Below are 21,946 nucleotides of genomic sequence, written 5' to 3' on the forward strand. Positions count from 1 at the left end.
TAGTAAATTAATTTGACTATGTACAAAAACTTGTTTTTTTGATGTATTATGTATAATAATGAAAAAAAATTATGAAATATTGGAATAGTAATAAAAAAAAAGACCCTTAAAAGGGTCTTTGGTTTGTGATTAAAAAAATTAATTAAATTGATTTAATTTATATTGCAAATTAATATATTTTTGTCTTAAGTTTTTAATTTTTATCACTAATTTTTTATGATTTGAGATAAGTTCTTGCATTTCAGGGTCTTGATAAGGACGACTTAAAATTTTGTTTGCTATTTGATTTCGTTCATACGAATAACGCGACATTTGTTCATTTATATAATTTAAAAATTTTATATCATAAAGTCTTTGATAAAGATTTTTAATTATTTGATTTAAATTATTTAATTGTTCTTGTAATTGTACATCATCGTCTAAATGATGAATGCGAAAATATGAAATTTTAGCAGTTAATGCTTGTTGTTCTAAAGAAAGTTCATTAATTTCGTTATTTATAGAATTTTCATCACTTAAATTATTCATTGCCATCACGTTATTATTTATGAATAATAATCCTAAAAAAGTAAATAAACAAACACTTATTATTTTAAATTTATTTTTTAATTTCAACATTATTAAAACTCCTTTCATTTTAATATATTGCAAGTTTATAGAGCTGGTTTTTTTATTATTTTCAGCTTCTTTTGCTTTATTATCGTTATATTTGTTTTTCAAGATAGATAAAGTTTTTCTGACAGGGTTGAAGTAAAGGACAAATTTGGTTAATTTGAATTTGATGTCATGAACAAAAGTTATACCCAAATAGTGGTCTTTAATTTTAGTTGAAAAGTGTTTTGGATTTTTGTATTTAAGGGTTAAATAATTATCCTCTTGACCTTCTCTTTGTTGTTTTTTGATTTTGATATACGAATATAATTGAACGTAATTTTTTCCTTCAAAAGAAGTGTTTTTGAATCTGTTTAAAGTAGTACATTTATATTTTTTTTCATCTTTTTTCCAACGGTCAAAGAGGCAGATTTTTTTGATGTTGCAGGCGAGGTTAGGTGGTTTGGTTTGTAATTGAGGATTCCCCAATATTATTTTTTGATTAATTTTGATTAATTTATAGCTTTTTTTCATAATTTATTGTGATAAATTTTCTAATTAAGGATTATTAGGTGCCAGACTATTAATTATTTTATTGTTTCAATAACTTTGGAGTTTCACGTTTCATCTTCTTTTTTAATAAATCTTACTAGTTAAATAATTGGTATTTTCCAACATTTAAAACACTTTTTAATTTTTAAAAAAATTATGATTGACTTATTTTTAGTTGGCCTTTTTTTAAAACTAAAAAACAAAACTTTCCAAATTGCTTTTGCTTTTAATTTTTCTTACTCATAATAAACGACATCATTTAATCCCTCAAAAGTGTAGCAACCTTTAATCATTTGACATTTGTTATGGTAATTAGGCTACTTTTCTATGTTTGCTAAATTGATTCCTGTTAAAATAGAAATTAGTTCTTTGGGTAATGTAATAATTTAATTTCAGTTGAAAAACTCAACCAATAAAACACTAGTATCCCCAAAATGATAAAAAACGATTTAAATTTTTTAATTTTAATTATAGGTTCTTTCTTCTTTTGATATATTCTTTGAATGTAATATTATTATAACACATTTAATTTTTTGATTTTCATTAAAACCATTATTTAATTAAAGAAGTTTCTTTTTCGATCACTTGGTTTTTTGAGTTTGTTTGGATTAAGTAGCTTTTCGTGTCTTGTTAATTTTATTTTTATTGCTTCATAATTTTGGGGTTGGTTTTGTTTCTTTCTTTTAATATATTGATTTCATGGAATAGTTATTTGTTGTCTTCAAGATATTTACTAGTTTTCTAAAGCTTCAGGGAGGTGATTTTTTTAAGGACTATATTTGAATAATTAATAAAAAAATAAACCCATTTTAAAGTTTATGAACATATTTTTTTATTTTGAAAAGATATGGAAATATCTAATTAATTTTAGATTTTAAAGAATTTTTAAAATTTTGAAAGTTTGTTTAAAAACATCAAACAGTTCAAGTATAATACGGAGGGCAAGAAAACCTTCGAACAAAAAACCAAACACTTCAATTGTGTTTTAGCCTGCAATTACCTACTAAATCACACCGAAGAGTGGATTTGCTGATTTTCAGCTTAAGTATAATACGGAGGGCAAGAAAACCTTCCAACTAAAAAACAAATTTTTTTCAAACACACCAACCTGTCCTGGATAATAATTTATTTTTGCAATTATTTCCGTTTAGTTTTTTTAAAAAAACTAATAAAATCACATTTTTATCCACCTTGGCCTAAATAAGTCGTTAAACTGTTAAATTAACATGGGAATTGATGTTGTTTTTCTACAATTTTATATCATCTCCTCCTCCTTTCGATAATCTATGTTTTAATACAAAAAAACCACACAGAATGGCATGTGTGTGGGCATTTCACAATTTTTTTCCATATTACACAACATTCATAAACCATGTTAATTTTTTTATAATATTTTTTTAATTTAGACTCCAAATTTACTTTTGGAGTTTTTTAATATCTATTTTTTTACATATTTATTTTTTTTAACGTTTTTTTTGGTTTTTCATTTTGTTTAAAAATTAACAAAATATTAAAAATTGTTAAACAATTTTTTCACTTTATTAAACTATTTTTTATTTTGAAAAGACATGAAAATATCTAATTGATTTTAGATTTTAAAGAATTTTTAAAATTTTGAAGTTTGTTGAAAAAAACCAAACAGTTCAGTTTTTGTTATTGGATTCCATTTTTTAATTTTTTATTGTTAATTACAATTTCTTTTTTTACTTTTTTAATTTTTATGTTATAATTAAATATTAAGTGATTTTTAAAGAATAAAGATTATTTAATGATTAATTTTTTCCAAAAAAATAATAATAAAAATTTTTAAGAAAGCTCATCCTTAGAAAGAGTTCAAAATGATTCCTGAAAAAGAAAAAAAACAAAAATTCATTGTTATTTTTTTAATTTTGATAATAACTTTTTTTATTTTGGTGATTCCTGTTAGTGCTTTTTATTCAAAACCAACAAAACAAGATGAAAACACAAAAAAGATAGTAGTAACAACAACTATGTTACAAGATTTAGTTAAGCATTTAATCGGTGATGTTGATAAAGAGGAAACTCAAAAATCAGAAACTTATCAAAAAATCGAAGGAATTACTTGTGAAACTTTAATGGGAGTAGGAATTGATCCTCATAATTATAAAATTAAATTATCAGATCGTTTAAAACTTAAAAATGCTGATTTAGTAGTTGTTAGTGGCCTCCATTTAGAAGCCAAAATGCCTGAAGCTTTTCAACGTTTTACCAAACAGGATCGCTTTTGGGATGCAGGAAATGCCTTAATTAAAGACTCTGAACTGAAAAATTTATTAAAACAAACAGATTCTTATGAATACGACCCTCATATTTGGTTTGAAATTGATTTATGGATCGAAACTTTCAAAAACTTAAAACAAACTCTTTTAGACAAAAAAATTGTGAAAGAAAAAGATAAAAAGAAATTAGAGGCTAATTTTGGTATTTACAATAAGGCTTTGGAGCAATTAAAAGAGAAAATAATTAATGAAATGATTGAATTAAAAATAAACCTAAACAACAAACTAATTATAGTTACTGCTCACGATGCTTTTGCTTATTGGGAATCTTTTTGTCAAAAACAAAAAAAAAATTGTGATTTTGATTTAGAATCAATTCAAGGAATTTCTACTCAAACCGAAGCTAGTAATAATAAAATTGTCGCTTTAGCTGAAAAATTAGTCAAAAACGATGTAAAAGCCATTTTTACTGAATCTTCGATGCCTAAAAATTCTTTACAAAGTTTAAAAGAACAGGTAGATAGCGAAAGAAGACGCAAAGGCCTTCAAGGTGAGATTCAAATTCCTGAAAACGTGGAATTATATTCCGATTCCTTAGGAACAGATAAACAACAAGAAGAATTAGAAAATAACAAATATAAACATTCCACCTATATTGGTGCTTTTTTAAACAATATTAAAGTCATCAAAACCTATTTATCGCCAAAAACCATAACATAATAAAAAGACAAAAAATCAATAAAATATAAATATACTTTTTTTACCGTTTGCATTTAACAATTAGAAGTTATTAAAAAATATCATAACATAATAAAAAGAAAAATACCCCCTATCTTTTTAAAAAGTAACAAAATAAAAAATAACATAATAAAATAACATAAATATTTAACAAATAAAAAATCACTCTCTTTAGTTGACATTTTTTAAACAATATTAAAGTTATCAAAACCTATTTATCACCAAAACCATAACATAATAAAAAGATAAAAAAATCAATAAAATAAATAAAAATAAAATATAATTTTTTTATCGTTTGCATTTAACAATTCAAAGTTATTAAAAAAATATCATAACATAATAAAAAGAAAAATAACCACCCTCAACTTTTTAAAAATCAACAAAATAAAAAATAACATAATAAAATAACATAAATATTAACAAATAAAAAAACTATTCTCTTTTTCATTGGTATTTTTTTAACCAATATCAAAGTTATCAAAATCCATTTATCGCAACAATCATCCCAAAATAAAAAAAAACACACCAAAAATACACAAACACCAAGTAAATAAAAAACAAAATAAAAAATTACAAAAGAAAGTGAAAAAATGCATAATAATAAAAAAGAAATAGCTATTAGTGTCAAAAATTTAACCGTTAGTTATCATTTAAAACCAGTTTTGTGGGCTGTTGATGTTGATTTTATTAAAAATTCTTTAACTTGCGTTTTAGGACCTAATGGAGCTGGCAAATCCACTTTAATCAAAACTTTAATTGGTTTAATTCCTAAAGTTTCAGGTAATTTATTGTTCCAAGGGCAATCATATAACAAAATGAAAAAAAAAATCGCCTATGTTCCTCAACGCAATTCAGTTGATTGGGATTTTCCAATAACTGTTTTTGATGTTGTTTTAATGGGTAGATACGGTCATTTAGGTTGGTTTAAACGTCCTACCAAACACGATCGCCAAATAGCCATGCAAGCTTTAGAAAAAGTAGCAATGCAAGATTTAAAAGACCGTCAAATTTCAGAATTATCAGGAGGGCAACAACAAAGAATTTTTTTGGCTCGAACTTTGGCCCAACAGGCAGATATTTATTTAATGGACGAGCCTTTTCAAGGAATTGATATTCAAACAGAAAAAAGAATTATTGCTGTTTTAAAAGAATTGCAAAGCCAAAACAAGACCATTATTGTTGTTCATCATGATTTAGAAACTGTTTCAAGTTATTTTGATCATGTTGTTTTCTTAAACATTAAAAAAATCGCAAGCGGACCTTTAAAAACAACTTTCACTCCTGAAAATATTGCAAAAACTTATCAATCTTATCAATTAGAAGATTTTTCTTCCTCCCCTCTGAAAAGCAAATGAGAAAGGTAAATTTTTATGGCACTTCGAGAAATTATAGAAATATTAACCAAATATAGCACCCTTAAGATCTTTTTAGGGGTTGTTTTATTGGGTTTTGCTGCAGGTATTTTAGGTAATTTTGTTATTTTAAAACAAAAAGCCTTATTAGGTGATTTTATTTCGCATACTGTTTTGCCAGGAATTGCTTTGGCTTATCTTTTTTTTCGCAAAACTGATATTTGGGTTATTTGGATAGGTTCTTTTGGTGCTTCCATTATTTCTTTGTTTTTGATGGAAATTATCAAAAGATATTCTAAAATCAAATTAGATACAGTTTTATCTTTGGTTTTGTCATCTTTTTTTGGATTAGGTAATGTTTTATTGGCTTATGCTCAAAAAGGAAACGAAGATAGCTCAATTGCTGTTTTAGAAAAATTTGTTTTAGGACAGGCAGCTTTAATGGAACAAAAAGATGTTATTTTTATTGCTCTTGGTTCTTTAATTGTTTTAATCGTTGTTTTTTTATTATGGAAAGAATTAAAACTTTTTGTTTTTGATGAAATTTTTGCCCAAAGTATAGGTTTTAATAATGTTTTAATTACTTGTATTTTTAACGCTTTATTAATTGGTGTTATCGTAATTAGTTTAAAAATTACAGGAATTATTTTAACTAGTGCTTTTTTTATTATGCCAAGTATTATTTCTCGTCAAATAAGTGATAAATTATCAGTTAACGTAATACTTTCTTCTGTCATTATGGTTTTTTCTGGTTTTGTTGGTATAGTTGTAAGCACTTTGAACGATAATGTTCCTACTGGACCAACTATTATTATTGTAACTGGGATTGTTCTTTTTTTAGTTCTTTTGTTGGCGCCTAAATATGGTTTTATTTCTAGAAAAATATTTAATTCAAAAAAAGAAAAAGTTTTTAAATTTAATTAATGGTTAGGTACAAAAATGTTAAATATAACTAATCAGTTTGATTGGGAAGTTTATGTAGTTTTAATTTTTTGCTCTTTGGCTTTATCGGTTTTAGGTGTTTTTTTGGTTTTAAAAAAAGTATCTATGATTATTGATGCTATTAGTCATAGTGTTTTGTTAGGAATTGTTTTGGCTTTTTTATTTATCAAACAACTTAATTCTCCTTTTTTAATTATTGGTGGCACTTTGATTGGCATTTTAAATTTTTATTTAGTTGAAATTGTGGGTAAAAATCCTCGGATTAAAAAAGATGCCGCCATTGGGATTGTCTTTAGTTTTTTCTTCGCTTTAGCGATTTTAATTATTAGTGTTTTTATTCGAGATGTACATATGGACACAGATGCTGTTTTTTTAGGCAACGTTGAGTTAACTGATGTTAGTGTTTTGAAAAAAATTATTCCTATTTTATTATTAAATCTTGGTTTTATTTTTTTCTTTTATAAAGAATTAAAAATTTATATTTTTGATCCTGTTTTAGCTTCTATTTTAGGTTTTTCAACTTTTTTAATTAATTATTGCTTAATCACCTTAATTTCTGTTACAGCGGTCATTTCTTTTGATATAGTGGGTTCCGTTATGACAATTGCTTCTATTATTGGTCCTGCTGCTATTTCTCTTTTGTTAAGTAAAAAACTATTAAATTGTATTTTATTGTCTTTATGGTTTGCCTTTGTCAGCTCTAGTTTAGGTTATTACTTAAGTATGATTACTGATTTGCCAGTGGCAGGCTTGATTTCGATGACTATTTTGACTATCTTTTTGTTGGTTCTTTTCCTGGAACCCAAAAACGGAATTGTTGCAAAAATGTTTTATAATCGTTTACAAAAAAAATCTTTTATGGTAATATCTTTTTTGATGCATTTAAGCAAGAACGAAAAACATCAAAAAGAAAATCAAATTTTAAAATTAAAAGAAGAACTTCAATGGTCTTTGACTTCTTATAACAAATGTGTTGATCAAGCTTTAAAATTAGGTTATATCGTTATCAAAAAAAACCAAGTTTTTTTAAAAGATTTAGGTAAACAAATTTTATCCCAAAAGATATCTTTATGGAAATTAGAATAAAAACTCGATTTCTGTAAATACTTTTTTTTATTATACTTAAGATGAAAATATATTTTATGGCCTTTTTCTTCTTTTAATGAAATCAATAAGTAAAATCAAATCATTTAACGTGTTTTAGCCAAACAAATTTTATCCCAAAAGATATCTTTATGGAAATTAGAATAAAAACTCGATTTCTGTAAAAACTTTTTTTATTATACTTAAGGTTAAAATATATTTTATGGGCTTTTCCTTCTTTTAATGAAATCAATAAGTAAAATCAAATCATTTAACGTGTTTTAGCCAAACAAATTTTATCCCAAAGGTATCTAAAATTGAAAGATTAAAAGTGAATGCTTCAAAATATTAGGATTTTGAATAAGCAAAAGTGTTTTTCCAATGATTAAAAATTTTATTTTTAAATATTTGCAATCATTTGCTAAAAATTACTTTTTACTAACTTGCCAATATTATAGCTTGAAAGAAGCAATATTGCCACTTTATCTCTTAAAAAAAAGATTTGTAAATTTTTAAATATTTACACTAAAAACATGAAAAACTTGCTTTTATGATATTGTCTTTTGACACTCCTTATGAACTACAATCCCCTTTTTCATTATCATTTTTTATAATTTGGTTGAAACTCCAACAAAAATCATTAGATTTCTGTAAAGATATTTTTTTTTATTCTACTTAAAATGAAAATTATTTTATAATTTTTACTTTTATAATAGTCATTTTGGTATAATAATAAGTAGTTTTGGTTTTTCAATCGATTAAAATTATTAAAATTGAGAAATTTTTTTCTGATTCGCAAATATAGATAAAGGGATAAAAGAAATGTTTTATAAGATCAAAGGCACTCATGATTTATTACCAACCCAAACAACTTCTTGGCAAAAAGTGGAAAATTCTTTTCATTCTTTTTTTAAAAAACATCAATTTCAAGAAATAAGAACACCCATTATGGAATATGCAGAAGTTTTTCATCGCGCTGCCCAACATTCCGAAATGGTTTCTAAAGAAACTTATACTTTTCCAGATAAAAAAAACCGTTTAATTACTTTAAGACCTGAAGGGACGGCAGGCATAGTTCGTAGTTATATTGAAAATAAATTAGATCAAACAAATAAGTTGCAAAAATTTTATTATTATGGTCCTTATTTTCGTTATGAAAGACCTCAATTCGGTCGTTATCGTCAATTTCATCAATTAGGAGTTGAAGTTTTAGGAAAAACAACCCCTTTTTTAGACATTGAAGTAATTACATTAATTTATCAGTTTTTAAAATCTTTAGGACTTGATGATATTACTATTCAAATCAATTCTTTAGGAAGTAAAGAAGACCATCTGGATTATGTGGATATTTTTAAACAATATTTAAAAATCTATAGCAATTATTTGTGTGGTTTGTGTCACGAAAGATTAAATAAAAACCCTTTACGGATTTGGGATTGTAAAACGTGTCATTTACAAGACTTTTTAAAGCAAGCTCCCAAAATTTTTGATTCCCTTTCTCCTAAATCCAAAAAAAGATTTCAAACGGTTTTGAATGGTTTAGAAGCAATGAAAGTTAATTTTAAAACTTGTCATGATTTAGTGCGTGGACTTGATTATTATACGCATACAGTTTTTGAAATCACCTTTAACAAAATGGTTTTGGGCGGAGGAGGTTGTTACGATCATTTAGTGGCTGCTTTGGGAGGAAATCAACTTTCTGGGATTGGTTTTGCTTTAGGAATGGAAAGGTTAATGTTAACTTTACAAGAAAATAATAATTTTTTTGTTTCTCCTCAACCTTCTTTAAAACTCTTTTTATTTATTTTAGACCCAGTTTTTTTTCATCATGGACTTACTTTAGTACACATACTCCGTAATGAAGGTTTTTGCGTAGAATTTAATTATTCTTTTACGACTTTCACCAAAGGATTAAAAGAGGCTTTGAAATGTCTTCCAAACTATCTTTTAATTTTAGGACATCAAGAATTTGCCAAAAAACAAATTACTATCAAAAATATCAAAACCCATACCCAAACAACAATCGATCAAAAAGATCTTATTTTTTATTTCCAACAGCAAAGAGTTTAAAGAGGTTTTTATGAAAAACAAATATAGCCATTACAATAACGAATTAACACTTCAAAACAAAGGAGAATCAGTTTTTTTAAAAGGTTTTCTTTTTCGCAAGAGAAATTTAGGCAAAAATATTTTTTTAGATTTGCGTGATGTTTCAGGAGTCATTCAATTATTAGTTAAAGAAAACAACCCTCAATATCAGCAAATTACTACTTTAAAACCAGAAACAGTGATGGAAGTTAAAGGTGTTGTTGTTGAAAGAATTAATAAAAACAGCAAATTAAAAACAGGAGAAATTGAAATTTTAGTTTCTTTTGTAAATGTTTTGAGCGAACCCCAAACGCTTCCTTTAAACGTTTTTCAAAGTCAAGACAGTCTTGAAGAAACGAGGCTTAAATATCGTTATTTAGATTTGCGCAATCCTGACGTCAAACATTTTTTAATTCAACGACACCATATTACTCAAAGTATTCGTCAAACTCTTTTAAAAAATCATTTTTTAGAACTTGAAACCCCTATTTTATCTAAATCAACCCCAGAAGGAGCGAGGGATTATTTGGTTCCTTCAAGAATTTATCCAGGTAATTTCTATGCTTTACCTCAATCGCCTCAAATTTATAAGCAATTATATATGATTGCTGGTTTTGAAAAATATTTTCAAGTAGCTCGTTGTTTCCGTGATGAGGATTTAAGAGCTGATCGCCAACCTGAATTTACTCAAATAGATATTGAAACCTCTTTTTGCACCCAAGCAGAAATTATGACCTTAACTGAAGAAATTATTATTGATTTATTTAAAAATATTTGGCAACAAAACCTTTCCAAACCGTTTGCAACTTTAACTTACAACCAAGCTTTAGAATTGTATGGAACTGACAAACCCGATTTAAGAAACCCTTTAAAAATTTTTGATTTTACTCCTTTTTTTACTTCTGATTTTGGAAAAGATAACCTTAAAGGCTTTAAAGTTTCCAAGACTCCTTTTTTAACGCGACGTCAAGTAGAAAAATACCAATTGTTTTTTGAAAATAATTTTTCTTTAAAACTTTTAACTTTTGAGAAAAAAAATGATAAAATTACTGGTGGAATATCAAAATTTATTAAAGATAATTCTTTTTTGCAAAATGATGAAATTTGCTTTGTGGTTTCAGGCGTAAAAGAAAAAGTCCATAAATATTTGGGTATCTTCAGAAATAAATTAGCCGCTGATTTATCTTTAATCAATGAAAATCAAGAATCTTTGTTATGGATAGTTGATTTCCCTTTGTTGGAATTTGATGCTTCTAATAATAAGTTTTACTCTTTGCATCATCCCTTTACGGCCCCTTGTAATCTTGATTCTTTAAAAAAAGACCCTCAAAAGGCTTTGGCTTTGGCATATGATTTAGTGTGGAATGGTTATGAAGTTGGTGGCGGTTCTTTTAGGATTAACAACCCCGAAACCCAAGGAATTATTTTTAAGCTTTTAGGTTTTAGTCAACAAGAAATTCAAAAAAAATTTGGTTTTTTAATTGAAGCCCTTCAATACGGCACCCCTCCTCATGGTGGTTTGGCTTTGGGTCTTGATCGTTTAGTGATGCTTTTTACCAAAACTCAAAATATCAAAGATGTTATTGCTTTTCCTAAAACGCAAAGTGCTAAAGATTTGATGCTAGATTCTCCAGGAGAAGTTGATCAAAAACAATTAAAAATTTTAAAACTTAAATGAGAAAAAACATGGTTCAATGAAACTAGCTTTAAAATTAGATTTTCAAAAAACTTATATTATAGCTGTTAGCGGCGGCGTTGATTCGATGGTTTTATTAGATTTTTTGTGGTCACAAAAATACAAGTTAAAAGTAGTTCATTTCAATCATTTAAAACGTTTGAATGCAATCAAAGATAAAAATTTAATTCAATCTTATTGCGATCAAAGAAAAATCCCTTTTTATTATTTTGAATTACAACTTAATCCTCAAAATTTTCAAACTGAAGCTCGTTTGTTAAGGCAAGAAAAACTGAAACAAATTGCTAAAAAATACCAAACTCCTTATGTAATAACAGCTCATCATTTAGATGATTTAGCAGAAACTATTTTACAAAAAATTTCTCGCGGTAGTACTTTATTAGGCTATAGTGGGATGCAGCCCAAGCTTTTTTTTGAAGAATTTATTTTTTTAAAACCTTTTTTGTATTTAGCTAAAGCAGAAATTATTGCTTATGCTCAAAAAAATAAAATTGCTTATTTATCAGATTATACTAATCAATTAGATATTTATCAAAGAAATCAAATTAGAAATCATGTGATTCCTTATTTGAAAGAAAAAACTAATTTTTTGCAAAATATAAAGAAGTTTTCTTGTCTTTTATCAGAAACCCAAGACTTTATTAGAAAACAAACCCTTTTTTTTATTCAACACAACAAAGCCCCCAAAGAAAGTTTTTTTTCTTTTCAAAAAGATACCAACTTTTTTTTAATTAAATCTTTTTTATTTCTGGATAAGGTGATTCAAAAAGATATTATTATTTATTTATTAGAGCAAAAAAGGATTGATAAAAATTGGTTAGTAGTTGAAAGTATTATCAAAGGATTGGCTTTTGCTAAAAACCCTAATTTATCTTGGAAGTTGAATTCCAATTACGATTTGATTAAAAGTTATAATTATTTTGGAATTATTGCTTTGGATGGGTTTTTAAAATTCAAAAAAAAATTCTTCAAAAAACCTTTGCTTTACGCCTCAACTTGCAAAGTTTGTCTAGCTTCATTGCAACAAGTAATAACTCTTAATTGCGATTTGGTAAACATTGCGTTTCCTCTGAAATTACGCCAAAGAAAACCAGGCGATTATTTAAAATTTAGTTTTGGAAAACAAAAACTCAAAAACTTTTTAATCAATAAAAAAGTCCCTTTGTTCGAAAGAGATAATTTATGGCTCATAGTTGATAGTAAGGATAACGTTTTATGGATTCCTCATTTATATATTAATCATACCTTAGGAAACAAAGATTTGTTTTCTTTAGGTTTAAAAAAAGAAACTTTTAATTATTTATAAAAGCAAAGGAAGGTGATTTTATGACGTTTTTAGATAAAATTTTTAAAAAATTTAATGTTCGTGTTTTGTATGTGGCTTTATTCATTATTATTGTTGCTTTTGGATGGTGTTATTATAACAACCGCAACGTAAATGAAGATAATAATGCAACGCAATTAGAAAAAGATATCAAAGCTAACAAAATAAAAACAATAACTTATGAACCTGTTTATTTTACAGATTTTCTTAACTTAATTGTTACTCAAGAAAAAGATGGTGAAAAAATTCTTTATTTTAATATCCCTAAAAACTTTTTATTCGATGACAAAGGGAAACCTATATATCCATCAGAACAAGTTAAGGTAACAGCTAAAGACCCGCGTCTTCATGGTGGTTATGAAATTGCTATTAATGTTACTTCCTTTGTTTTCAAAATTCTTATGTTTTATTGCTTTTATCTCCTTTTTTCAGATGCACTGGAACAATTCGGAAAAGAAGTTTTTGCTAAAAAAGGCGTTAAATCTAGAAAATTAGTAGTTCCTAACAAAAGATTTACCTTTAAAGATGTTGCAGGTGCTGAAGAAGAAAAAGAAGAAATGTCTGAATTGATTGATTTTTTAAAAAACCCAAGCAAATACGCCAAAATGGGAGCTCGTATTCCTAAAGGTGTTTTATTATACGGACCTCCAGGAACAGGTAAAACTTTACTTGCAAAAGCTGTAGCTGGAGAGGCTGGTGTTCCTTTTTTCGCCGCCGCTGGTTCGGATTTTGATGAAGTTTATGTAGGGCTTGGAGCAAGCCGCATTAGAGACCTTTTTAAAGAAGCACAATTATCAGCTCCATGTATTGTTTTTATCGATGAAATTGAAGCAGTTGCTAAAAAAAGAGGTTCAGTGATGACAAGCGGTGGTTCAGATCAAACCCTAAACCAACTTTTAGTAGAGATGGATGGCTTTAATCAAAAAAAAGGAGTGATTGTGATTGCAGCGACTAACCGTCCTGAAACACTAGACACAGCTATTTTGCGACCTGGAAGATTTGACCGTCATTTTAATATCTCCTTGCCTAACGTAGTTGACCGCGAAGCCATTTTAAAACTTCATGCTTCTAACAAAACTTTTTCTGATGAAGTTCATTTAGGAGAATTAGCTAAACAAACTCCAGGATTTAGTGGTGCTCAATTAGAAGGAATTTTGAATGAAGCCGCTTTATTAGCTGCTCGCAAAAATGCTGCAGGAATTAGTAAAAAAGATATTAGTGAAGCTTTAGACCGTGTTTTAATGGGACCTGCCAAAAAATCTAAAAAATACAACGAAAAAGAAAAACGTATGGTTGCTTATCATGAAGCAGGACATGCTGTGATTGGTTTAAAATTACCAAACTCCCAAATTGTTCAAAAAATAACCATTATTCCTCGCGGTAATGCAGGCGGATATAATTTAATGATGCCAGAAAAGGAAACTTTCTTTTCTTCTAAAAAAACCCTTTTAGCTCAAATTACTTCTTTTTTAGGCGGTAGAGTCGCTGAAGAAATGATGTTTGATGATGTTTCTAGTGGTTCTTACAGTGATTTCAAAGAAGCAACCAAAATAGCTAAATTAATGGTTACAAAATACGGAATGAGTGATTTAGGACTTGTTCAATATTCAGGCAATGATTTCCAAAATGATTTTTCTGACACCAAAGGGTTAGAAATTGATCAACAAATTCACAAAATTATTTCTAATTGTTACGAAGAAGCCAAAAAAATTATCCAAGAAAACAAAAATTTATTAGATGTGATCGCTTCATATTTATTAGAAATGGAAACTCTTACTAAAAAAGATATTGACGAAATTGTTGCTACTAATAAAATTAGTTGGTGGGAAGAAGAAAAAAATTCTAAAAAACCTCAAGAAACACAAGAAGAACAAGAATCTGACCAAAATTCCGAAAATAATAACGAAACAGTTTCAGATAATGTTGATGCTTCCTCTCTTGTTTAACACTTAAACATTATCAAACAAATTTATAAACTTACTTAATTTTGTGTTTTTTTTAACTTTTGAATTTATTTTTTTTGAGAAAAGGTTTTTTATGAAAGCAACTAAAAATTTTTTAATTTCTGAGAAAAATAAAATGCAAAGATTAGATCATTTTTTAGTTTCACAAACTACTTGGAATAAAAGTCAATGTCAAAAATTAATTGCCGCTAAAAAAGTGTTAGTGAATCAAAAACCAACTAAAAAAAACTATCTCCTTAAAAACCAAGATTTAATAACTATCCCAACTACTGTTTTTAAAACTCCTTTAAACATTCAAAAACCTTATAATCTTAATTTAGAAGTTGTTTATGAAGATTCTGATTTAGCTGTCATTAACAAACCTTCTAATTTGATTGTTCACCCTTCTTTGAGTTTTGAAGGAATTACTTTAGTTAACGCTTTACTTCATCGATTTTCATCTTTAAGCAATATTGACACACCAAGACCAGGAATTGTTCATAGGTTAGATAAAAACACTACAGGTTTGATGTTGATAGCTAAAAATGACAATACGAGTCAAAAACTACAAACAGCCTTTAGTCAAAGAACTATTAAAAAAGTTTATTGGGGTTTAATAGAAGGTTTTTTAGAAAACGAAGGAACCATTAATTTACCTATTGCAAGAAACCCCAATGACCGTTTAAAAATGACAGTTCTTCCAAACGGTAAAGAAGCAGTTACTCATTTTAAAACTTTAAAACGTTTGAATAATTTTTCTTTAATGCAATTCGTCTTAGAAACGGGCCGCACTCACCAAATTAGAGCTCATTTATCTTATTTAAAAAAACCGCTTTTAGGTGATAAACTTTATGGATCTAAACATTATAATACAGATGAAGGTCAATTTTTGCACGCTAAAGAATTAATTTTTAAACATCCTATTACTTTTCAAGAAATTAACCTTCAAGCTCCTTTGCCTTTAAATTTTCAAAAATTACTCGATAAACTAACTAATCTTTAATCTTTTTTTTACAACAATAATATTTTTTTATAGAAAAATTAGTAAATCGTTATGATAAAAATAAAAAACCTTTGCAAAACTTTTATAATCAACAAAATCCCCGTTCCGATTCTTAAAAACATTACTTTAACAATCAATAAGGGAGAATTTTTCGGCCTTGTTGGATCATCTGGATCTGGAAAAACCACTTTATTAAAAATAATGAATGATTTTTTACAACCAGATCATGCATCAGTACAAGTTTTCCAAAAAGATTTTAATCGTTTGGAAAGTGCTATGATTTTTCAAAATTTCAATCTTTTAAATAATTTAAATGTTTTCGAAAACGTTGCTTTGCCTTTAAAAATTAGAAAATACAACCAAGAAACCATCCAAAAAGAAGTCAAGCGATTTTTATTATTTGTAGGATTGCAAGATTTTGCAACCGCTTATCCCAAAACTTTGTCAGGCGGTCAAAAACAACGCGTTGCAATTGCAAGGGCTTTGATTTACAAACCTCAAATTATTTTTTGCGATGAGCCTACTTATGCTTTAGATGAAGTCACAAGCAAAGAAATTTTGATCTTGTTACAAAAAACTAATCAACAACTTAAAACAACAATTGTTTTAGTTTCTCACAACGTTTCAGTTATTAAAAGTTTATGTCAAAGAGTTGCCATTTTAGATCAAGGAAAGTTAATTAAAACAGTTACTTTGAGTCAAAATTATAAAATTGAGTCAGTTCCTTATCAAAACGTTTTTTAAATCATTTTAATTTCATTAGAAAAATTATTTTATTATATGTTTTCATTTAAATCTTTTTTGTTAAAAATCCAAAAAAATCTTTTATTAATTTTACTTATTGGATCTTTTTTGGTAAATTGTGTTTTAGGTTATTTTTATTTTAAGAAGCAAGAAAACCAAGTTTCGAGTTTTCCCAAGATAAAAGTTGCTACTGCTTTGCCAACAGTTCAAAACTTATTAGAAGGTTATGTTAAAGCACATTTAAAACAATATAATATTGATTTAGAAGTCGTTTATTTGCCTAACAAATATCTCCAAACTGATGAATTATTAGCTAATGGAGAAGTAGATGCAAAATTAGATGCTCACGTTCACCATTTAAATACATTCAATAACAGTCATAAACCTCAAGAAGATAATAAATTAACTTTTATTCAACCAGTTTATTTAGCTAAATTCAGTCTTTTTGCCAAACAAAAGGGAAACATTAAGACTGTCGAAGATTTAAAAAATCTAAAAAACGATCGCAAAAAATTAAAAATTTTAATGATTAAGGACAATTTTCAACAAACTTTATCTTTATTATTGTTGGAACAATTAGGCATAATCAAAAAGAAAACTCAAATACCGAGCGATGACATTTTTGCGCTTAAACGAGGTGATTTTAAAAGTTGCGATGGCTTTCCTGAAATCGAATACGAAACAGCTGAATTATTGCAATTAAAAAATAAATTTCAAAATGATAACTATGATTTATGCTTGCAATATCCTACTATTATGGGAGCTTCCAATGATTTTCTCTCCATTGGTTCAATCACTCCCCCGAAAGAACTAAATAATACTATTTATTCTTATACTATTTCTTTAGTAGCTAGAAAAAATAACGAAGATTCACTCAAAATTAAAATTTTGCAAGAGTTTTTGAAACAAGAAGAGATTATTAAACAAGCACAAAAAAAACCAAATGGACCTTTTACAAATTTAGAAAACTACTATATGATTCCAAAAAAAGATATAGACCCTCTTAGTGTAATAATTAAAAATAACTATTTGGGAAAAACATTTTCTCAAGAGACTTTGTAAGATGATGTTTTTAAAAACTTCGTGGAATGTCATTGTTTATAATGAATTTGGTAAATATTTGTTTATAAATGCTTTTTTAGAAACCATTAAAATGGCTTTTCTTTCTTCTTTGATTGCTTTTTTCTTTGGACTTTTTTTGGGCGTTTATTTATATTTATTAAAAATAAAAAACCATCATAAAAGATATTGGATTTGCAATACTTTAATGAATTTTTTAATTGCAACCCCTTTTTTATTGTTGATTTTTTTATTTATTAAATTTATTTTGTACCCTTTTTTTCATTTGTCTTATGGTTTTTGGGTTGGTTTTATTTCTTTGTTGTTAATTTTGACACCTCTTTTTGCTCGCCATTGTGAACAAGTTTTTCTTACTGTTAACCCTGAAATTTATCAGACATCTTATAGCCTTGGAGCCAATGATTGGCAATTTGTTAAATGTTTTTTATTAAAAGAGGCTCGTTCTGATCTTATTTTAAGAGCTGTTTCACTTTTTTCTACTTCTTTGGCTTATTCTTCTGTTTTAGGAATTGTAGGACATGAAGGAATTGGTGAAATTGCTATTTCTCGTGGTTATAATGGTGATTCTTATTTGTTAGAATCGCACGGATTCAATTCTTTAAATTTAATTATTGTTTGTGCTCTTGTGATGTTTCTTTTAACTCAAATAGTTCAGTTAATCGGCAGTTTTGTAGCTAATAAATTAAATAAAAGGTAATCATTAAATTTTTAAATTTAGTATTTTTTTCTTTCAAAATTAAAAAAATAAGGTATAATATTTTTGTGGATCATATGAAATTAATTATAGCTATTGTTTCTAGTAAAGATGCAAATAAAGTAGAAACTTCTTTAATTGAAAATAGCTTTTTTACAACTAAATTGGCTACTCAAGGTGGCTTTTTAAAAGAAAGCAACGATACTTTTATTTTAGGAGTCAAAGAAGAAAAAGTTCAAAAGGCTTTAGAAATTATTAGTAAACATTCTAAAAAACAAACCCAGATTATTCCTAGAAATATTTTAAATCAGTTTTCGGCTTATATCTCTTTGCCAACAGAAGTTTCTATCGGAGGGGCCACTGTTTTTATTTTAGATGTGGAACAATTTTTAAAAGTTTAAATTAATAAAAAAGGGGTTAAATTAGTGGCATTAACTAAAAAAGAAAAAGCAGACATCATTAAAGCAACTGCTAGTTTTGAAAAGAACACTGGTTCTTCTGAAGTTCAAATTGCTATTTTAACAGAAGAAATCAAAAGATTAAGTGAACATCTGAAAAAATATCCTCATGATTTTCATTCTAAAAGAGGGCTTTTCATGAAAAACAGCAAAAAACGTAGCTTATTAAAGTATTTAGGAAAATAAAATTACTATTCAAAATATCGCAAAGCTATTTTTGTGGTATTTTTTTATTTTTTAAAATTTTTTCACCAAGATAAACAAAATCAAAAAAAAAAGGAGTCTTATGAAAGGACTATTAGTTTTATATGATGGTTTTGAAGATTGCGAAGCCTTAGTTACTAGAGCTTTGTTGAAACGCATCAATCTACCTTTAAATACTGCCACTCCCAATTCTTCATTAGAAGTTGTTTCTTCTAGTGGCCTTCAAGTCAAAGCAGATTATCATTTTTCTAAAATGGATCCATCTAATTATGATTTTTTAGTTATTCCAGGTGGCCCTTATGTTGCTCAAATTATCGAAAAGGAAACTTTTTTGTTGGAATTGATCCAGAAATTTGTTTTTTCTAATAAAATTATTGGAGCAATTTGTGCCGCTCCCATGTTTTTAGGAAAATTAGATTTATTAAAGGAACATTCTTTTACTTGTTTTCCTAATTGCCAACATTTTATTTTGGGATCTTATTTACCTGATAAAAAAGCTGTTATTAGTGGTAATTTTGTTACTTCTCGCTCTCCTATTACTGTTTTTGATTTTGTTTTTGCTTTGGTGGAGAAATTAAAAGGGGAATCAACTGCTTTAGCTTTTCAAAGATCTCTCAATGTTTAAAGTTCTTTATCAAGCAACAAATGCTTTTATTTTATAAAGAATTAATTTTTTAATTGTTCAAAAAAAACTTTTTTATTTATTTTGTTTGACTTAATCAATTTTTACATTAAAATATCAAATAAAATTATAAAAAGTTCTTTTTAAAGCAAAAAATAATATCTTATTTTTGTCATAATAAGGAGAAAATATCATGGATCAATCTCTTCCTCAAAACAATCAAAAGACTTTAATGGCTAATAATGCTGTTATAGTTCGCAAATGGTATTTAGTCGATGCCAAAGACAAAACTTTAGGTAGATTAGCTACTCAAGTAGCCACTATTTTAAAAGGGAAACACAAAACCAATTATACTCCACACGTTGATAATGGTGATTATGTAATTGTTATTAATGCATCTCATATCAAGTTAACTGGTAAAAAATGGTCCCAAAAAGTTTATTATAAACATTCAGGTTACCCAGGTGGATTAACTGGAGTTGTTGCATCTGATTTAATGCGTAAATTTCCTACTAGAATAGTTGAAAAAGCTATTTTAGGAATGATTCCTCATACTAAATTAGGATCTCAAATTGGAAAAAAACTTTTTGTTTATTCTCAAGAAAATCATTCTCATCAAGCTCAAAAACCAGAAATTTTAGAGGTTTAATTATATGAAACAAGTAAATTTTTGTGGCACTGGACGTCGTAAAACTGCCGTTGCTCGCGTTATTTTAACTAACGGAACAGGAAAAATAACTATTAATACTAAAAATTTTGAAACTTATTTACCACAACCAGCTACTCGCCTAGACATGTTACAACCTTTAATAATTAGTGAAAAAAAAGACGTTTATGATGTTCGTGTTAATGTTAATGGTGGTGGACTTTGTGCTCAAGCGGGCGCTATTCGTTTGGGAATCGCTCGTGCTTTATTAGAAAGCATTCCTGAATTAAGACCAGTTTTAAAAAAAGCAGGATTATTGACTCGCGACGCTCGTTGTGTTGAACGTAAAAAATATGGTTTAAAAAAAGCTCGCCGAGCTCCGCAATTCTCTAAACGTTAATAAAAAGAACTTTTTAATAAAGTTCTTTTTTTATCAAATAAACACTATAAAATAAAAAAAGAGAAAGAACATATGAATAAAATAAGAGTTCGTTATGCTCCAAGTCCAACTGGTTTTTTACATATAGGCAATGCCCGAACTGCTTTATTCAATTATTTATTCGCTAAACATCATCAAGGAGATTTTATTTTAAGGATTGAAGATACTGATCTTTTGCGAAATGTTGCAGATGGAGAGGCTTCGCAGTTAAAAAATTTGCGTTGGCTTGGGATTGATTGGAAGGAAGGACCCGATATAAATGGTCCTTTCGGTCCTTATCGTCAATCTGAAAGATTAACAATTTATCAAAAATATGCTTTCGAGTTGCTTGAAAAAAACCTTGCTTATCGCGATTTTGAAAAAGATAAAAAAAACTTTGCTATTAGATTCAAAGTTCCTCAAAACCAAATTTTTACCTTTTGTGATTTAATTAGGGGTAAATTGACTTTTTTGAGCAAGGAAATTGAAGATTGGGTCATTATTAAATCAAACGGCTATCCTTCTTATAATTTTGCTGCTGCCATTGATGACCATTTAATGCAAATTTCTCATATTTTTCGTGGCGAGGAACACATCACAAACACTCCTAAACAAATAATGATTTATCAATCTTTTAATTGGTCAATTCCTAAATTCGCTCATATGACTTTAATTTTAAACCAAGAAAGAAAGAAACTGAGCAAAAGAGATGTTAATGTTTGCCAGTTTATCCAAGATTATGCTGATTTGGGTTATCTTCCTCAATCGTTATTTAATTTTTTATCTCTTTTAGGTTTTTCTCCTTCAAGTTGTAAAGAAATATTGACCCCTCAAGAAATTATTTCTTTATTTGATGTTAATCGTTTAAACAAATCTCCAGCTATTTTTGATAAAACAAAATTAGATTTTTTTAATAATCATTACCTTCGCAAAACACCTATTGATGATATTGTTTCATTTATAAAAACAAAGTTAGATTTTTTTGAAGTTTTGCCTATAAACAATCAAAAATGGTTAACTAAATTTATTCTTTTATTTCAAGAAAGAATAAATTATATAAAACAATTAAAAGATTTATATCATCATTTTTTTGACAAAAATACTTCTTTATCCGAGGAAGCGGAGCAATTTTTAAAAAAACATGATTGCGCCTTATCTGTTTTAACTCTTTTTTATCATAAATTAAATTTAGTTGTTTTTGAAAAAGAAGCAATTAACCCTATTATTGCTGAAATAGCTCAAAATATGAAAATTAATAAAAAAATTCTTTTCGTAATCTTGAGAATTGGGGCAACTCACAAAATGCAAGGTCCTAGTTTGGCGCTATTTTTAGAACTGTTAGGAAAAAAACAAGTACTTAATAATTTATCTAAAATTGTAGAATTATTAAAAAACCAATAATCTTGGTTATTTTGAATTTTTTTTACTTTTAAATAATGACAATTTTTTGAATAAAGCCAAAAACCACAAAAAATAATTATTTTTTTAAATATATAATTTTATTTTTATACTTTTTTCAAGCTTTGTT

The 21,946-nt window shown here is 27.1% G+C and carries 19 protein-coding genes; 18 read left to right on the plus strand and 1 reads right to left on the minus strand.

Annotation, left to right across the window (positions count from 1 at the left end; all coding sequences use genetic code 11):
* Nucleotides 1–138 precede the first annotated feature (138 nt).
* On the minus strand, nucleotides 139–1,125 hold the full coding sequence (locus SLY_RS05800) for an SVM family protein (protein WP_015637804.1): 987 nt from the start codon (nucleotides 1,123–1,125) through the stop codon (nucleotides 139–141).
* 1,856 nt (nucleotides 1,126–2,981) lie between these two features.
* On the opposite strand from SLY_RS05800, the gene SLY_RS01080 reads away from it, so the two are divergent.
* The 18 genes from SLY_RS01080 (at nucleotide 2,982) to gltX (ending at nucleotide 21,819) form a co-directional block, all read left to right on the plus strand.
* The gene (locus SLY_RS01080) at nucleotides 2,982–4,103 is read left to right on the plus strand and encodes a metal ABC transporter solute-binding protein, Zn/Mn family (RefSeq protein WP_015637807.1); all 1,122 of its coding nucleotides are present in this window, start codon (nucleotides 2,982–2,984) and stop codon (nucleotides 4,101–4,103) included.
* Nucleotides 4,104–4,711: 608 nt separating this feature from the next.
* The gene (locus SLY_RS01085; protein ID WP_015637808.1) at nucleotides 4,712–5,476 is read left to right on the plus strand and encodes a metal ABC transporter ATP-binding protein; all 765 of its coding nucleotides are present in this window, start codon (nucleotides 4,712–4,714) and stop codon (nucleotides 5,474–5,476) included.
* A gap of 15 nt (nucleotides 5,477–5,491) precedes the next feature.
* Nucleotides 5,492–6,397, plus strand: a complete 906-nt coding sequence (locus SLY_RS01090; RefSeq protein ID WP_015637809.1) for a metal ABC transporter permease — start codon at nucleotides 5,492–5,494, stop codon at nucleotides 6,395–6,397.
* Between the two features lie 15 nt (nucleotides 6,398–6,412).
* Nucleotides 6,413–7,501, plus strand: a complete 1,089-nt coding sequence (locus tag SLY_RS01095; RefSeq protein ID WP_012358957.1) for a metal ABC transporter permease — start codon at nucleotides 6,413–6,415, stop codon at nucleotides 7,499–7,501.
* An 819-nt stretch (nucleotides 7,502–8,320) separates the two neighbouring features.
* Nucleotides 8,321–9,568 carry a histidine--tRNA ligase gene (gene hisS / locus SLY_RS01100; protein WP_015637810.1) on the plus strand — a complete coding sequence of 416 codons (1,248 nt, stop codon included), beginning with the start codon at nucleotides 8,321–8,323 and terminating at the stop codon, nucleotides 9,566–9,568.
* 10 nt (nucleotides 9,569–9,578) lie between these two features.
* A complete protein-coding gene (aspS, locus tag SLY_RS01105; RefSeq protein ID WP_041784287.1) occupies nucleotides 9,579–11,264 on the plus strand; it encodes an aspartate--tRNA ligase in 1,686 nt (561 codons plus the stop codon).
* 16 nt (nucleotides 11,265–11,280) lie between these two features.
* A complete protein-coding gene (gene tilS / locus SLY_RS01110; RefSeq protein WP_012358960.1) occupies nucleotides 11,281–12,588 on the plus strand; it encodes a tRNA lysidine(34) synthetase TilS in 1,308 nt (435 codons plus the stop codon).
* 20 nt (nucleotides 12,589–12,608) lie between these two features.
* The gene (gene ftsH / locus SLY_RS01115; protein WP_015637812.1) at nucleotides 12,609–14,552 is read left to right on the plus strand and encodes an ATP-dependent zinc metalloprotease FtsH; all 1,944 of its coding nucleotides are present in this window, start codon (nucleotides 12,609–12,611) and stop codon (nucleotides 14,550–14,552) included.
* Nucleotides 14,553–14,643: 91 nt separating this feature from the next.
* A complete protein-coding gene (locus SLY_RS01120; protein ID WP_041784289.1) occupies nucleotides 14,644–15,552 on the plus strand; it encodes an RluA family pseudouridine synthase in 909 nt (302 codons plus the stop codon).
* A gap of 51 nt (nucleotides 15,553–15,603) precedes the next feature.
* Nucleotides 15,604–16,296: an ATP-binding cassette domain-containing protein gene (locus tag SLY_RS01125; RefSeq protein WP_015637814.1), complete on the plus strand. Its 693-nt coding sequence runs from the start codon at nucleotides 15,604–15,606 to the stop codon at nucleotides 16,294–16,296.
* A gap of 36 nt (nucleotides 16,297–16,332) precedes the next feature.
* A complete protein-coding gene (locus SLY_RS01130; RefSeq protein ID WP_012358964.1) occupies nucleotides 16,333–17,358 on the plus strand; it encodes a MetQ/NlpA family ABC transporter substrate-binding protein in 1,026 nt (341 codons plus the stop codon).
* Nucleotide 17,359: 1 nt separating this feature from the next.
* On the plus strand, nucleotides 17,360–18,073 hold the full coding sequence (locus tag SLY_RS01135; protein WP_015637815.1) for an ABC transporter permease subunit: 714 nt from the start codon (nucleotides 17,360–17,362) through the stop codon (nucleotides 18,071–18,073).
* Nucleotides 18,074–18,147: 74 nt separating this feature from the next.
* The gene (locus SLY_RS01140) at nucleotides 18,148–18,471 is read left to right on the plus strand and encodes a cyclic-di-AMP receptor (RefSeq protein ID WP_012358966.1); all 324 of its coding nucleotides are present in this window, start codon (nucleotides 18,148–18,150) and stop codon (nucleotides 18,469–18,471) included.
* A 24-nt stretch (nucleotides 18,472–18,495) separates the two neighbouring features.
* Complete coding sequence (rpsO, locus tag SLY_RS01145) at nucleotides 18,496–18,714, plus strand: 30S ribosomal protein S15 (protein ID WP_012358967.1); 219 nt, start codon at nucleotides 18,496–18,498, stop codon at nucleotides 18,712–18,714.
* Nucleotides 18,715–18,814: 100 nt separating this feature from the next.
* The gene (locus SLY_RS01150; RefSeq protein WP_015637817.1) at nucleotides 18,815–19,357 is read left to right on the plus strand and encodes a DJ-1/PfpI family protein; all 543 of its coding nucleotides are present in this window, start codon (nucleotides 18,815–18,817) and stop codon (nucleotides 19,355–19,357) included.
* Nucleotides 19,358–19,547: 190 nt separating this feature from the next.
* Nucleotides 19,548–20,003 carry a 50S ribosomal protein L13 gene (rplM, locus tag SLY_RS01155; RefSeq protein WP_015637818.1) on the plus strand — a complete coding sequence of 152 codons (456 nt, stop codon included), beginning with the start codon at nucleotides 19,548–19,550 and terminating at the stop codon, nucleotides 20,001–20,003.
* Between the two features lie 4 nt (nucleotides 20,004–20,007).
* Entirely contained in the window at nucleotides 20,008–20,400 is a 393-nt protein-coding gene (gene rpsI / locus SLY_RS01160; protein ID WP_015637819.1) for a 30S ribosomal protein S9, read from the plus strand.
* 72 nt (nucleotides 20,401–20,472) lie between these two features.
* Nucleotides 20,473–21,819, plus strand: a complete 1,347-nt coding sequence (gene gltX / locus SLY_RS01165) for a glutamate--tRNA ligase (RefSeq protein WP_015637820.1) — start codon at nucleotides 20,473–20,475, stop codon at nucleotides 21,817–21,819.
* Nucleotides 21,820–21,946 lie beyond the last annotated feature (127 nt).

The organism is Strawberry lethal yellows phytoplasma (CPA) str. NZSb11 (genome assembly GCF_000397185.1).
Classification (GTDB): Bacteria; Bacillota_I; Bacilli_A; order Acholeplasmatales; family Acholeplasmataceae; genus Phytoplasma; species Phytoplasma australiense.